Origin of the sequence: Streptomyces sp., from assembly GCF_019510245.1 — a bacterium.
Classification (GTDB): domain Bacteria; phylum Actinomycetota; class Actinomycetes; order Streptomycetales; family Streptomycetaceae; genus Streptomyces.
Genome location: NZ_JAEKKT010000123.1, coordinates 81,153 through 95,197 on the forward strand (window position 1 = coordinate 81,153; position 14,045 = coordinate 95,197).

Annotated in this window: 13 protein-coding genes; 6 read left to right on the top strand and 7 right to left on the bottom strand. The window is 74.1% G+C overall.

What is annotated here, in order from left to right; genetic code table 11:
- The first annotated feature begins 39 nt into the window (after nt 1–39).
- On the top strand, nt 40–1,539 hold the full coding sequence (locus JF597_RS12815; RefSeq protein WP_293993322.1) for a PLP-dependent aminotransferase family protein: 1,500 nt from the start codon (nt 40–42) through the stop codon (nt 1,537–1,539).
- Between the two features lie 217 nt (nt 1,540–1,756).
- Here JF597_RS12815 and JF597_RS12820 read toward each other — a convergent pair whose 3' ends face one another.
- Both JF597_RS12820 and JF597_RS12825 read right to left on the bottom strand, forming a co-directional pair.
- The gene (locus tag JF597_RS12820) at nt 1,757–3,313 is read right to left on the bottom strand and encodes a hypothetical protein (protein WP_293993324.1); all 1,557 of its coding nucleotides are present in this window, start codon (nt 3,311–3,313) and stop codon (nt 1,757–1,759) included.
- 37 nt (nt 3,314–3,350) lie between these two features.
- On the bottom strand, nt 3,351–3,545 hold the full coding sequence (locus JF597_RS12825; protein WP_189268091.1) for a hypothetical protein: 195 nt from the start codon (nt 3,543–3,545) through the stop codon (nt 3,351–3,353).
- Nucleotides 3,546–3,887: 342 nt separating this feature from the next.
- Here JF597_RS12825 and JF597_RS12830 point away from each other — a divergent pair, with 342 nt between their 5' ends.
- The 5 genes from JF597_RS12830 (at nt 3,888) to JF597_RS12850 (ending at nt 9,409) form a co-directional block, all read left to right on the top strand.
- Entirely contained in the window at nt 3,888–4,280 is a 393-nt protein-coding gene (locus JF597_RS12830; protein WP_293993327.1) for an ankyrin repeat domain-containing protein, read from the top strand.
- Nucleotides 4,281–4,581: 301 nt separating this feature from the next.
- Entirely contained in the window at nt 4,582–6,000 is a 1,419-nt protein-coding gene (locus JF597_RS12835; protein ID WP_293993329.1) for a HEAT repeat domain-containing protein, read from the top strand.
- 228 nt (nt 6,001–6,228) lie between these two features.
- Complete coding sequence (locus JF597_RS12840) at nt 6,229–7,359, top strand: glycosyltransferase family 1 protein (protein ID WP_293993331.1); 1,131 nt, start codon at nt 6,229–6,231, stop codon at nt 7,357–7,359.
- Nucleotides 7,356–8,561: a glycosyltransferase gene (locus JF597_RS12845; protein ID WP_293993333.1), complete on the top strand. Its 1,206-nt coding sequence runs from the start codon at nt 7,356–7,358 to the stop codon at nt 8,559–8,561. The genes JF597_RS12840 and JF597_RS12845 overlap by 4 nt, the downstream gene beginning before the upstream one ends.
- Nucleotides 8,558–9,409: an SGNH/GDSL hydrolase family protein gene (locus tag JF597_RS12850; RefSeq protein ID WP_293993334.1), complete on the top strand. Its 852-nt coding sequence runs from the start codon at nt 8,558–8,560 to the stop codon at nt 9,407–9,409. Before JF597_RS12845 ends, JF597_RS12850 begins: the two co-directional genes overlap by 4 nt.
- 65 nt (nt 9,410–9,474) lie before the next feature.
- Here the strand turns inward: JF597_RS12850 and JF597_RS12855 are convergent, their stop codons facing one another.
- The 5 genes from JF597_RS12855 to JF597_RS12875 form a co-directional block, all read right to left on the bottom strand.
- Nucleotides 9,475–10,344 carry a biotin-dependent carboxyltransferase family protein gene (locus tag JF597_RS12855; RefSeq protein WP_293993335.1) on the bottom strand — a complete coding sequence of 290 codons (870 nt, stop codon included), beginning with the start codon at nt 10,342–10,344 and terminating at the stop codon, nt 9,475–9,477.
- Complete coding sequence (locus JF597_RS12860; protein ID WP_293993365.1) at nt 10,341–10,958, bottom strand: allophanate hydrolase subunit 1; 618 nt, start codon at nt 10,956–10,958, stop codon at nt 10,341–10,343. Before JF597_RS12860 ends, JF597_RS12855 begins: the two co-directional genes overlap by 4 nt.
- 74 nt (nt 10,959–11,032) lie before the next feature.
- Nucleotides 11,033–11,791, bottom strand: coding sequence for a 5-oxoprolinase subunit PxpA (locus JF597_RS12865; RefSeq protein WP_293993336.1), 759 nt, complete (start codon nt 11,789–11,791; stop codon nt 11,033–11,035).
- A gap of 19 nt (nt 11,792–11,810) precedes the next feature.
- On the bottom strand, nt 11,811–12,659 hold the full coding sequence (locus tag JF597_RS12870) for a putative hydro-lyase (RefSeq protein WP_293993337.1): 849 nt from the start codon (nt 12,657–12,659) through the stop codon (nt 11,811–11,813).
- Nucleotides 12,656–13,975 (bottom strand): MFS transporter, encoded by a 1,320-nt coding sequence (locus JF597_RS12875; protein ID WP_293993339.1) that lies wholly within the window; start codon nt 13,973–13,975, stop codon nt 12,656–12,658. The genes JF597_RS12870 and JF597_RS12875 overlap by 4 nt, the downstream gene beginning before the upstream one ends.
- Nucleotides 13,976–14,045: the final 70 nt, after the last annotated feature.

Sequence of the window (14,045 nt, forward strand, 5' to 3'; positions counted from 1 at the left end):
GCCATCCATGGCCAATCCGGGGAAGGTGGACTGATTCTCATGGCGCAGTGGACCTCGGTAGTGGGCGCCGCGCAGCTTGCCCGGTTGCTCAGCTCCCAGCAGGAGCGCCCGGCCGGTCCCGGCACCCGCCGTCCGCCCGCCTACCGCGCGCTCGCCGACGGGGTCCGGCTGCTGGTGCTCGAGGGGCGCGTCCCGGTCGCCGCCCGGCTGCCCGCCGAACGCGAACTGGCGCTCTCCCTGTCCGTGAGCCGTACGACCGTGGCGGCGGCGTACGAGGCGCTGCGCGCGGAGGGGTTCCTGGAGTCCCGGCGGGGCGCCGGCAGCTGGACCGCCGTTCCGGCGGGCAACCCGCTTCCCGCCCGCGGCCTCGAACCACTGCCCCCCGAGGCCCTCGGCTCGCTGATCGACCTCGGCACCGCCGCCCTCCCGGCGCCCGAACCCTGGCTGACCCGTGCGGTCCAGGGCGCCTTGGAGGAGCTCACGCCGTACGCCCACACCCACGGCGACTACCCGGCCGGCCTCCCGGTCCTGCGCTCGATGATCGCGGAGCGCTACACCGCGCGCGGGATCCCGACCATGCCCGAGCAGATCATGGTCACGACGGGTGCGATGGGTGCGATCGACGCGATCTGCCATCTCTTCGGCGGGCGCGGTGAACGCATCGCCGTCGAGTCACCGTCGTACGCCAACATCCTCCAGCTGATGCGGGAGGCGGGTGCCCGGCTCGTCCCCGTCGCGATGGCCGAGGGGCTCTCGGGCTGGGACATGGACCGCTGGCGCCAGGTCCTGCGCGAGGCGGCGCCCCGGATCGCGTACGTCGTCGCCGACTTCCACAACCCCACGGGGGCGCTCGCCGACGAGGACCAGCGCCGGCGGCTGGTGGACGCGGCCCGCTCGGCGGGCACGGTGCTGGTCGCCGACGAGACGATGACCGAGCTGTGGCTGGACGACGTGGAGATGCCCCGCCCGGTCTGCGGCTTCGACCCGGCGGGCTCGACCGTCATCACGGTCGGCTCGGCGAGCAAGGCCTTCTGGGCGGGCATGCGCATCGGCTGGGTGCGGGCGGCTCCCGATGTGATCCGCAGCCTGGTCGCCGCGCGGGCCTATGCCGACCTGGGGACGCCGGTGCTGGAGCAACTGGCGGTGAACTGGCTGTTCAGCACGGGCGGTTGGGAGCAGGCTGTCGAACTGCGCCGGGCGCAGGCGCGCGAGAACCGGGACGACCTGCTGACAGCGATCCGACGGGAGCTGCCGGACTGGGAGTTCGAGGTGCCGAAGGGCGGGCTGACCTTGTGGGTCCGTGCGGGGGGACTGTCCGGCTCGCGGCTGGCGGAGGCGGGGGAGCGGGTGGGAGTGCGGGTGCCCTCGGGGCCGCGGTTCGGGGTCGACGGGGCTTTCGAGGGCTATGTGCGCCTTCCGTTCACCGTCGGGGGAGCGGTGGCGGACGAAGCGGCGGCGCGGTTGGCGGCGGCGGCGCGGTGGGTGGAGTCGGGGGCGAGCGGGGGGAACGGCGAGGCGCCGCGGACTTTCGTGGCGTAGCGGCGGGGCGGTTCGTCGGCTGCGGGCCGGTGGGGCCGGTCACGCAGTTCCTCCCCAGCCTTCGGCCGGGGGTGCCCCCCCAGCGCCCCTTCAGGGCGCACAGCTGCGGGCAGTCGTGCCTCCCCCAGTGCCTTAAGGGCCTGGGAGGTGCCCCCAGGGCGGCGGGTGGGCGCGGGCGGCGCCCGGCAAGCGGCGGTGAGCGTCCCCGCCCCCGGCCTCAGCCCTCGGCGACCGCGGCTTCCAACGGTGCCGCCTGCTCCACCACCCCGCTCCGCGGCGGCAGCAGCGCCAGTACCGCCTCGCGGTCGACCTCGCTCGTCGCGTCGTCGTACGGATCGGGAGTCGCCGGCACCTGGAGCCGCAGCACCGGCCCGCGCCCCAGCCGCGCGTACCCCCGCCCCGGCGGCACCTGGGCCAGCGGTGTCGTGTGCGGCGGGGCTCCCAGCGCCGCGGCCAGCTCGTCCGGCAGCGCCGGTCCGAGCACGACGCGCGCGCACGCGTGCTGTCGTACCGCCTCGCTCAGCACGTCCGCGCTGTCGAGCTGCTCGGCGACCACCACGGTGACGTTGGCCGCGCGGCCGTGCCGGAGGGGGGCCTGGAGGAGGGCCTGCGGGTCCTTGTGGCCGTCCGCCGAGGCCAGGTGGACGAAGGCGCTCGGGCGGTCGACGAGGATCCACAGGGGGCGCCGGCAGTCGTCCGGCGGCGGATGGCCCGCCTGGCGCGCGCGGCTCAGGGCGATGAGCCGCCGCTCCGTCTCGTTCGCGGCCCACTCCAGGCTGGCCAGTGCCCCGGCGAGCCCGCACTCCACGGCCAGGACCCCGTCCCGTCCGGCGAGGCACATGTACTCGCCGGTGCCGCCGCCCTCGACGATGAGGACGTCGCCGTACTGGAGGGCCTGCAGGGCGATGGAGCGCAGCAGGGTCGAGGTACCGCTGCCGGGGCGGCCCATGACCAGCAGGTGCGGCTCGGTGGAGCGGGCGCCGGTGCGCCAGACGACCGGCGGCACGTCACGCTGCTCGTCGCCGTACCCGAGCGGGAGCGTGCGCTGGACCTCGCTGGGGTCGGTGAACCCCAGGACCGTCTCGCCCGGCGCGGTGACGAAGCGCTGGGCGGCGATGTCGGTGGGCAGCGGGGCGAGGACGGTCACCGTGAGCCGGTTGCCCTCCTCGTCCCACGCGAAGTGGTACTCGCGGCCTCGCCCGGACTTCGCGGTGAGCAGGTTCTCGATCCGTGCGCGGGCCTGGGGCTCGCCGTCCGGGAAGTACGCGGGATAGCGGAGCAGCAGCTGGCCGAGGCGGCCCGCGTCGTCGAACTCGTGGGCGAGGAAGGCCTTGTCCCACTCCCCGCCGTGTGCGTACAGCGGCGCCGGGTCCTCGGCGGCCGAGAAGTACGGCACCAGGGCCTCGTACAGGGACTGGAGCCGCTGGGTCTGCGACTCGTCGGGGCCCTCCGGCGGGGACGGGGCGCGGTCGCGGCCCTGCCAGGCGCTCGCCGCCATCAGGGTGATGACGGCGAGCAGCGGCCCGTACGGCACCAGCGCCATGACCAGGACGACGGAGGCCACCAGGAACAGCAGCGGCCCGCGCTTGTCCTTGGGAGTCTCCGCCCAGCGGCGCCGCCCGGCCGAGGCCAGCCGGCTCAGCCCGCGGGTCACGGTGATGAGCGGGTGGAGGACGTCGGTGGCGTTGTCGGCGGCCGTCCGGGCCAGCTCCCGGCTCCGGGCGAGCTGCGCGCCGCCGTTGCTCAGAATGCGGGGGAGAGGGCGCCGGGCCACTGCTGTCTCCTCACGGTGCGTACGGGCTGGCGCGGCATCAGAACTTGATGCCGCCGAGCAGGCTCGCCAGGCTCTCGCCGCCTGCCTTGATGCTCGGTGCGATGGCCGTGCTGGCGAGATAGAAGCCGAAGAGCGCCGAGACCGTGGCGTGCGACGGCTTCAGTCCGTCCTTGCGGAAGAAGAGGAAGACGACGATGCCGAGCACGATGACGCCTGAGATGGAGAGGATCATTTGAGATCTCCTGGTGTCGAAGGGGGGACAGTCACCATGAGTTCTTCCAGGATCACAGCACGTATCCATATTATTAAAGGTGTAAATGGGTGAAACTCGCCTTATTTCACCTATTTGGCGTATCGCTCCGTGTTCCGCGTCGGCCGGATCGGTCGTCTCCCGGCGCGGGAATGTGATCGTTCGGCGGGGTTGCGGTGATCTTTACCTCGGGCAGATCCGGTCATGTGCACCCGGAGCCAGTACGCTGGCGATTCACTCGTACGGCTCTGCGGCCCGCCCGTTGCCGTACGCTCCCCCAGTCCGCGATAGTCCCCGCAGCGCACAGGAGAGGCGGTCCGGCCGATGAGCGAAGCCCTCGACCCCGAGGTCGTGGAGCTGGCGACCAAGATCTTCGATCTGGCCCGGCAGGGGCGGACCGAAGAGCTCGTGGCGTACCTCGACGCGGGCGTTCCGGCCAACCTCACCAACGACCGCGGCGACTCCCTCGTGATGCTCGCCGCCTATCACGGTCACGCCGGAGCGGTGCGTGAGCTGCTCGCCCGGGGCGCCGAGGCGGACCGGGTCAACGACCGCGGCCAGACGCCACTCGCCGGAGCGGTCTTCAAGGGCGAGACGGACGTGGTCAAGGTGCTGGTGGAGGCCGGCGCGGACCCGGCGGCGGGCACTCCGTCAGCCGTCGACACCGCACGGATGTTCGGCAAGGTGGAGGTTCTGGAACTGTTCGGTACCTCCTGACCCATCTGTTCTGACCAGCTAAAGCACACAAAACGGGGGAGGCGGTACAGGGCCGCCGAAATTTCGGTCGCGGCAGGTCGAAGTGCCGAGTCATCATGACGTCGTGATTCACGGACGCGATGGCCGGGCAGGTGTTGCCGCACCGCGCGGGCCGTGATGCGGCCCGCATGGGCCACTGACGAGAGGCAGAGAGAAATGGTCTACAGCAAGCAAGAGACGGCGGGCGCTCCGACGTTGTGTCACGCGGCCAGGTAGTGCGTGTTCTCCGGTTGCGTCGACGCTTGATGTGAGGCTGTTTCCCATGTTCGATCCGGTCATAGCGCCCAGCGGTACGCTGCTCGGCCTGCTTCAGCGGGGCCGAGGCGACGGCACGCTGCACGCGCTCACCGCCCCGCGCGCCGAGGCGCTCGCGGCGCTGAACCACTGTGTGCTCCACGACCCCCGCCACGACTGGCAGGTGGAGAACCGCTCGCTGTACTACGCCCGGCTCTACCTCGACCTGAACGGCGAGCTGGACGCCATCGAGGCACACCTCTTCGAGCCCGAGGACGTCCTCGACACCGAGGAGTCCCGCACCGGCCTCGCGCTGGCCGTGCTCGGGCACCTCGCCTCCTACGGCAGGCGGGACGCGCTCGACCTGCTGCGCAGGTACGCCGCGACCGGCGCCAACTGGGCCTGGGCCCTGGACGAGCTGGCGCTGCGCGACGACGACGCGGGCCTGCGCGCCCTCGCCGCCCCGGTGCTGGCGCGTTTCACCACGGACGCCGAGGGCGAGGCCGAACTGGCCGCCGCCGTACGGGACGCGTTCGAGCCACGGCCCTGGCGGCTGTGGGCCGAGGATCCGCGCGAAACGATCGCCACGCGTGTGCGTGCCGCGCAGGAGACCGGCTGTTTCGACCGCTGGCAGCGCCAGATGCGACCTGCCGGGCCCCGTCCGGGGTGGAGCGTGCGCGCCGTCTTCGAATGGGCCCAGCAAGGCCTCGAGCGGGGCGCGGCCCTCCACGTGCCGGCCGCCCGCTGTCTGGTCGCCGTCGCCGGCCCCGAGGACCGGCCGGAGATCGTCCAGGCCGCCAAGGACGGCACCGACGGAGCCCGCTGCACCGCCCTGCGCTATCTCGCCGACAGCAACGACCCGGACGCGCTGAACTTGATCGAGGCCGCGGTGACCGACGGCACGGTGACCGTCGTGGAGGCCGCCGTCGACGCCTTCGAACGCATGCGCAGTGTCGCCGCCGTCGACCGCGCGCGCGGCTGGGCCCGACGGCCCGACGCCCTCGGCGCCGCCGCCGGCCGGATGCTGGCCTGCCGCGGCGGGACCAAGGACAGCGACCTGGTCCTCGCCGCGCTGCGGGAGGCCGTACGCGGCGAAGGCCCCGACGCGCCGACCCTGTGGACACTCGTCGACGGCACCGGACGCCTCGGCATCGTCTGCGCCGCCCCCGTCCTGCGCCACGTCTACCGCGAGACCGCCTCGTCCCACCTCCGTGGCCGCGCCGCCCGCGCCCTCGCCGCCACCGACCCCTCCTTCGCCACCGGCTTCGCCGTCGAATGCCTGTGGGACTGCGAGGAGACCACCCGTGAACTCGCCGCCCGGCACGCCGAGACCGGTGACGCCCGGGTCGTCGAACAACTCCGCCGGCTCGCCGCCGACCCCGCCGAGGAGGCGGAGGTGCAGACGGCCGTACGCAGCCGCATCGGACCGGACACGGCCGCCATGTGACACCTCACTGCGACCGGGAACTGCTGCACCACGGGAACCACGGGGGATCCCGCACAAGTCCCCTACGCGGCCGACCGCCCGCCGGGTGAACAACCGGTGACCGCCGGGGCGGCCGAGCATGGACGCCGGTTGGCCCGCTCGGGTGTGCAGGGCAACGCTCATGGGACGTTTAACAACCGGAAAGATCCACTTTGACGCGGCCACGTCCAGCGCGGCGACAACACCGGTATGCGTGTCGTCATCGTGACCGAATCCTTTCCCCCCGATGTGAACGGCGTGGCCCACTGCGCGCTCCAGACCGCCCGACACCTCGTCGATCGCGGTCACGCTCCCCTCGTCGTCGCTCCGGCCCCCGCCCCCGGAAACAGGCTCGCCGCGGCCGCCGCGCCCTGCCCTGTCGTCCACGTCCCCTCCCTTCCGCTCCCGGGCTATCCCCAGGTCCGCGTGGCTCTCCCCAGCCGCAAGCTCGCCGCCGCCCTGATCGAGCACCGCCCCGACGTGGTGCACCTGGCCAGCCCCTTCATCCTCGGCGTCCGCGGCATGGCCGCCGCCGCCCGGCTCGGCATCCCCGCCGTCGCCGTCTACCAGACCGACCTGGCCGGATACGCCCGCACCTACGTGGGCGCCGGCGAGGCCGCCGCCTGGCGGCGGATCCGGTCGGTGCACGGCGCCGCCGACCGCACCCTCGCCCCGTCCACCGCCTCGATCAGCGACCTGGAGGCGCACGGGGTGCCCCGGATCCAGCTGTGGCAGCGCGGCGTGGACACCGTCCGCTTCCGCCCCGAGTTCCGCGACGAGTCCCTGCGCCGCGAGATCGCCCCCAACGGCGAGCTCATCGTCGGCTACGTCGGCCGCCTCGCCCCCGAGAAGCAGGTCGAACTCCTCGCCGGGGTCTGCGGCCTGGAGGGCGTGAAGGTCGTGATCGTGGGCGACGGACCGGCCCAGGCCCACCTCACCGAGGCGCTGCCCGGCGCTGTCTTCCTCGGCCGCCGCACCGGTGACGACCTCGCCCGGATCTTCGCCTCGTTCGACGTCTTCGCGCACACCGGCCCCTTCGAGACGTTCTGCCAGACCGTCCAGGAGGCCATGGCCAGCGGGGTCCCGGTGGTCGCGCCCGCCGTCGGCGGCCCGATCGACCTGGTCGACCACGGCCGCACCGGGTTCCTGGTGCCGCCGCGCGACGCCGGTGCCGTCCGGGAGGCCGTGGCCTCCCTCGTCGCCGACGCCGGGATGCGGGCCGCGTTCGGCCACGCCGCCCGCGCCACCGTCGAGGGCCGTACCTGGGCCGCGGTCGGCGACCAGCTGATCGGCCACTACGAGGACGTCCTCGCGGCACGCCGGCCGGTGGTGGCGGCATGAGCGTCACCTCGCCGGGCCCGCTGCGCATCGTCCGGCTGGCCAACTTCGTCGCCCCCGCCTCCGGCGGTCTGCGCACCGCCCTGCGCGAACTCGGCAAGGGCTTCGTGGCGGCCGGGCACGAGTCGGTCCTGATCGTGCCGGGCGAGCGCTACTCGGACCGGTACGAGGAGCAGGGCCGGGTCATCACGCTGCCCGGCCCGCTGCTCCCCGGCACCGGCGGCTACCGCGTCCTCGTCGACAGGAAGCGGGTCCAGACCCTCCTGGAGCACCTGGCCCCGGACCGCCTGGAGGTGTCCGACCGCACGACCCTGCGCTGGACCGGCCGCTGGGCCCGGCGCGCCCGGGTCCCCGCCGTGATGGTCTCCCACGAGACCGCCGACGGGGTGCTGCGCACCTGGGGCATGTCCGAGAACATGTCCCGGCGCACCGCCGACGCGCTCAACATCCGTACGGCGCACACGTACGCGCGCGTGGTGTGCACCACCGAGTTCGCCGAGCGCGAGTTCGTCCGCATCGGCGCGCGCAACGTCGTACGGGCCCCGCTGGGCGTCGACCTGGTGGGCCGCCATCCCTCGCTGCGCGACCTCGAGCTGCGGGCCCGGTACGCGCGCGAGGACGAGGCGCTGCTCGTCATGTGCTCGCGGCTGTCCGTGGAGAAGCGGCCCGGCACCGCCATCGACGCCGTGGAGACGCTGGTACGGCGCGGCCGCCGGGTGATCCTGGTCGTGGCCGGCGACGGGCCGCTGCGGGAGCGTCTGGAGCAGCGGGTGCGGGAGCGCAGGCTGCCGGTGACCTTCCTGGGGCACGTCTCCGACCGGGACAGCCTGGGCGCGCTGCAGGCGTCCGCCGACGTCGCCCTGGCGCCGGGACCCGCGGAGACCTTCGGGCTGGCCGCCCTGGAGGCCATGGCCTGCGGGACGCCCGTGGTCGCCAGCGCCTCCTCCGCGCTCCCCGAGGTGATCGGCGCCGCGGGGGCCACCGCGGCCGACCGTGGGGAGGCGTTCGCCGACGCCGTGGAGATGCTCCTGGGGCGTCCCGGCGCCGAGCGCAGGGAGGTCGCACGCGCGCGTGCCGAGTGCTTCGGCTGGGGCACGGCGGTGGAGGCGTTCCTCGCCGCGCACGACGCGCCGGTGCTGTCCCGTCGTGACGAGAGCGGAGCGACGGCACCGGTCCGTCGTGTCGTGCCGGAGGGCGTGGCATGAGAACGGTTCGTTTCGTGGCGCTCGGGGACTCCCTGACCGAGGGCGTGGGCGACCCCGCCGGCGACGGGTGGCGCGGCTGGGCCGCGCTGCTGGCCGGCGGACTCGCCGCGAAGGAGGTGGAGTTCACCAACCTCGCGGTCAGCGGGGCCCAGACCCGGGACGTGCTGGAGCGCCAGACCCCGGCCGCACTGGAACTGCGCCCCGACATCGTCGCCGTCGTCATAGGGGTCAACGACACCTTGCGCTGCACCTTCGACATCCACGCGGTGGCCGAACGGCTCGACAAGGTCTACGCGGCCCTGACCGCGCAGGGCGCGATCCTGCTCACGGCGTGCCTGCCCGACCCCGGTTCGATGTGGGGGCTTCCGGGCGCGCTGGCCCGTCCGCTGGCCCGCCGGGGGCGGGCGGTCAACGCGGTGGTGCACGCGCTGTCCGAGCGGTACGGGGCCGTCCACCTGCACGCGTCGGAGGGCGCCTGGCTCACCGACCGCGAGATGTGGAGCGCGGACCGGCTGCATCCGTGCGAGCGCGGCCACCGGCAGCTCGCCGTCCGCTTCCACGCCCTGCTCGCCCCGCTGGGCATGGCGACGGGGACGGCGCCGTCCCCCGAGCCCGAGTTCCCGCCGCCGACGAAGAAGGCGAGTCTCCTCTGGCTGGCCACGGCCGGCACCGCCTGGGTGATCAGGCGCTGCCGCGACCTGCTGCCCCAGCTGCTGCGGCTGGCCGTCGACGAGATGCGGCACCGCCGCAGGGGCACCAGCGGCCGCCTGGACCTGAGCGCGTCCGCCGCGGTCTCCGCCGCGCTGGCCGCCCTCCAGCCGCCGGAGCGGCCCGCCGATGCCGCGTGAGGACGACGAGGTGCGCACGGACGACGGCACCGGGCGAGACCGCCGGGCGATGCCGCCCCGGCGGATCAGCGACGGCGTACGGCCACGAAGCGGACCGGGATGCCCGGGACCGCCTGGGCCGCCGCCGGGAGGTCTGCGGCGCGGACCACCGCGATCACCGGATAGCCGCCGGTGGTCGGATGGTCGGCCAGGAACACCACCGGACGGCCGTCCGGCGGCACCTGCACGGCACCGAGAACCATGCCCTCGCTGGGGAGTTCACCGGTACGGGCCCGCTCCAGGGCGGGCCCTTGCGTGCGCAGCCCGATCCGGTTGCTCGCCGACGACACGCGGTACGCGCGCGAGGCGAACGCCCGGACGGCCTCCGGCGTGAACCAGCCGGCCCGCGGACCGAGCGTCACCCGCAGCACGAGCTCCGCCGGCGGGGACGGCTGCGGTACGACGTCCACGCGCGCGTGCGGCCCCACAGGGGTGCCCAACGGCAGCACCGTGCCGTCCGCCAGCGGAGCGGGACCGAGCCCGGAGAGCAGGTCCGTGGACCGGCTGCCGAGCACCGGCTCCACGGCGATCCCACCGGCGACGGCCACGTAACTCCGTACGCCGGAGCGGGCAGCTCCCACGTCCAGCAGTTCCCCGGCCGGAACCACGACGGGCGCGCCCCAGGCTGCCGGACGCCCGCCCACCGTGACGGGGCACGGCGCGCCGCCGACCGCCACCACGACCGTCGAACGCGGCCGCAGGGCACACCCGTTGAGCGTGGTCTCCAGAACGGCCGCGTCCGGTGCGTTCCCGGCCAGCCGGTTGACGAGCGCCGCGGCGGGCGGATCGAGCGCCCCGGAGCGGGGCACCCCCAGATGCGCGTGCCCGGGCCGCCCGCGGTCCTGCACGGTGGTCAGCGCACCGGCCCGTACGACGACGAGCGCGCGGTCGGTCATACGTCCTCCACCGGAACGAACCGCACGCGCGTCCCCGGCGTCAGCAGCGCGGCCGGCATGCGTGCGTGGTCCCACAGCACCGCCTCCGTCGTCCCGATGAGCTGCCAGCCGCCCGGCGAGGAACGCGGGTACACACCGGTGTACGGACCGGCCAGCGCCACCGCGCCCGCGGGCACGGCGGTGCGCGGGGTGGCCCGGCGCGGCACGTCGTAGCGGGCGGGCAGCCCGGTGAGGTACCCGAAGCCGGGCGCGAAGCCGCAGAAGGCGACCGTGAACTCGGCGCCCGCGTGGATGCGGGCCACCTCGCGCTCGGGAACCCGCCAGTGGGCGGCGACCTCGGCGAGGTCCGGGCCGTCGTAGCGCACGGGCAGCTCGATCGCCGCACGCGCGCGTGGGGGAGCGGGCGGGATCGCGGTGGTGGCCAGTTCGGTGGCCAGGCGGGCCGGGTCGTCGAGGCCGTCGAGCAGGACCGTGCGGGCGGCGGGCACGATCTCGCGGACCGTCAGCGAGCCCTCCGCGCGGCGGCGCAGCAACTCGACGTGCAGGGCCTGGGCCTGCGTGCCGGAGCCGACCTCGACGAGGAGGGCGTCGTCGCCGACCGGGTGGACCGTCAGGGGCGTGGCTTCGGGCGCCTCCGACCGTGGGCTCGTGCTCACGCTCACACCTGCGCCCACGTTCGTGCCCGCGCTCATGCGAAGGCCGCCACGGTCACGCCCGCCGCCGTGAGCCGCGCGCGCACCCGCCGCGCCAGCTCCACGGCGCCCGGGGTGTCGCCGTGCAGACAGAGCGAGCGGGCGCGCACCGCGATGCGCGCTCCGGAGTGCGAGGTGACCGCGCCGGAGCGCGCCAGTTCCACCGAGCGCTTCACGACCGCCTCCGGGTCGCTCACCACCGCGCCCTCGCGCCCGCGCGGGACAAGCGTCCCTTCGTCGGTGTACGCGCGGTCCGCGAAGGCCTCGGTGACCGTCGGCAGCCCCGCCTTCCCCGCCAGCGTGAGCAGCCGGGAACCAGGCAGCCCCAGAACCGGAAGCGAGGCGTCCGCGAGAAGCACGCCGTCGACCACCGCGGCGGCCTGCTCCTCGTCGTGCACGACCCGGTTGTAGAGCGCGCCGTGCGGCTTCACGTACGCCACGCGCGCGCCGGCGGCCCGGGCGAAGACCTCCAGGGCGCCGATCTGGTAGGCCACCTCGGCCGCCAGCTCGGCGGGCGGCACGTCCATCGCGCGCCGCCCGAACCCCGCCAGGTCCCGGTAGGACACCTGGGCGCCGATCGTCACCCCCTGCGCGGCCGCCAGCTCGCACACCCGCCGCATGGTGGCCGCGTCCCCCGCGTGGAAGCCGCAGGCCACATTGGCGCTGGTCACGACGGACAGCAGTTGCTCGTCGTCGGTGAGCCGCCAGCGGCCGAAACCCTCGCCCAGGTCGGCGTTCAGGTCGATCGAGGTCATGGATGCGCTGTCTCTCCTGTCAGGCCACGCGGTACTGCTCGTCGCGGGCGTCGCTGATGAACATCTGGCCCGGTGCGTGGGTGATGGCGAACGGCGGCCGGGAGGCCATGACCGCCGCCTGCGGAGTCACCCCGCAGGCCCAGAACACCGGGATGTCGTCCGGGTCGGCGTCCACCGGGTCGCCGAAGTCGGGCCGGCCGAGGTCGGCGATGCCGAGCGCGGCGGGATCGCCGCAGTGCACGGGGCCGCCGTGCACCGCCGGGAGCAGACTGCTCTCCCGGATCGCGGTCGACAGATGCTGCGGCGGTACCGGGCGCATGGACACCACCATCGGCCCGCGCAGCCGTCCCGCCGGACGGCACGGCCGGCTGGTCACGTACATGGGCACGTTCCGGCCCTGCTCGACGTGGCGTATCGGCACCCCGGCCCCGGCCAGCGCCCACTCGAAGGTGAAGCTGCACCCGAGCAGGAACGACACCAGGTCGCCGCGCCAGTACGCGCGCACGTCCGTCGGCTCGTCCACCAACTCCCCGTCCCGCCACACCCGGTAGCGTGGCAGGTCGGTACGCAGGTCCGCGCCCTCCGCCAGTTCGGTGCCGGTCGCACCGGCGTCGGTGACGTCGAGCACCGGGCAGGGCTTCGGATTGCGCTGGCAGAACAGCAGCATGTCGTACGCCCAGTCGGCGGGCACCGAGATCAGGTTGGCCTGGGTGTGACCCGCCGCGACCCCGGCCGTGGGGCCCGTGAGACCGTCCCGGAAACGGGCCCGGGCGCTTCTCGGGCTCCACGCGTGCGCGTGCTCGTCGACGAGGACGACCGGACGGTCCTCCGTGGCCAGGGTGAGGACGTGGTCTTCCGCAGGGTTCACGCCAGTTCCTTCCCGCGCGTCTCGGGCAGTCCGAACAGCGCCGCGGCGGCGAGCGCGTAGCCGGCCGCGCCGAAGACCAGCGCGCCGCCCAGGCCCCAGCTGTCGGCGAGGAAGCCCACCAGGGTCGGGAAGACCGCGCCCACCGCGCGGCCCGCGTTGTACGTGAAGCCCTGGCCGGTGCCGCGCACCGCCGTCGGGTACAGCTCACTCAGGTACGAACCGAAGCCGCTGAAGATGGCCGACATGCAGAAGCCGAGCGGGAAACCGAGCACGAGGAGCAGCGTGTTGGCGCCACCCGGGATGTTCGCGTACGCCAGCACGCACACCGCCGACAGCACCGCGAACAGCCAGATGTTGCGCCGCCGGCCCAGCCGGTCGGTGAGGTAGCCGCCGGTCAGATAGCCGAGGAAGGCCCCCGAGATCAGGAAGGTCAGATAGCCGCCGGTACCGACGACCGACAGACCGCGCTCGGTCTTCAGGTACGTCGGGATCCAGGTCGCCAGCGTGTAGTAGCCGCCCTGCACACCCGTGGACAGCAGGCCGGCGAAGACCGTGGTGCGCAGCAGCCCGGGCGCGTCGGCCGTGCCCGGCCGGAAGATGGTGACGAACGAGCCGCGCTGCGGGCTCTGTTCGCGTACCGCGACCGCCTGCGGGGCGTCGTGCACCCGGCGGCGCAGCCACACCACGAGGAGCGCGGGCAGCGCGCCGGTCCAGAACATCACCCGCCAGGCCAGGTCGTCGCCGGCGAACGAGAAGACCAGCGTGTACACGATCGCGGCGAGCGCCCAGCCGACGGCCCAGGAGCTCTGGACGGCCCCCAGCGTGCGGCCACGGTGGCGGGCGCTCGCGTACTCGGCGACCAGGATCGCGCCGACCGCCCACTCGCCGCCGAAGCCGAGGCCCTGGAACGCGCGGAACACCAGCAGGGTCTCGTAGTTGGGGGCGAAGCCGCAGGCCACCGTGAAGACCGCGTAGGTGATCACGGTGATCATCAGCGCGCGGACCCGGCCGACCCGGTCCGCGAACACGCCCGCCGCGGCGCCGCCGACCGCGGAGACCACCAGGGTGACGGTGGTGAACAGGCCGGTCTGGCCGCTGTCCAGGCCGAAGTACGCCGCGAGCGCGACCATGCTCAGCGGCAGGGTGAAGTAGTCGTACGAATCCAGGGCATATCCGCCGAAAGCTCCGGCGAACGCGCGTCGGCCGCGCGGACCGAGGGCGCGCAGCCAGCCGAACGCGCCGTCCTCGGCGGTGCGTTCACCCCTGCCCGATCGCGCGTCGGAGGACAGGGCCTGCGGTGGAGGAGTCGTGCTCATGGGCACCTCGCAGTTGAGGGACGGAGGGTGCGGGGACTGAGCAGTGCGGGGCCGTGCGAAGGGTCGTAGC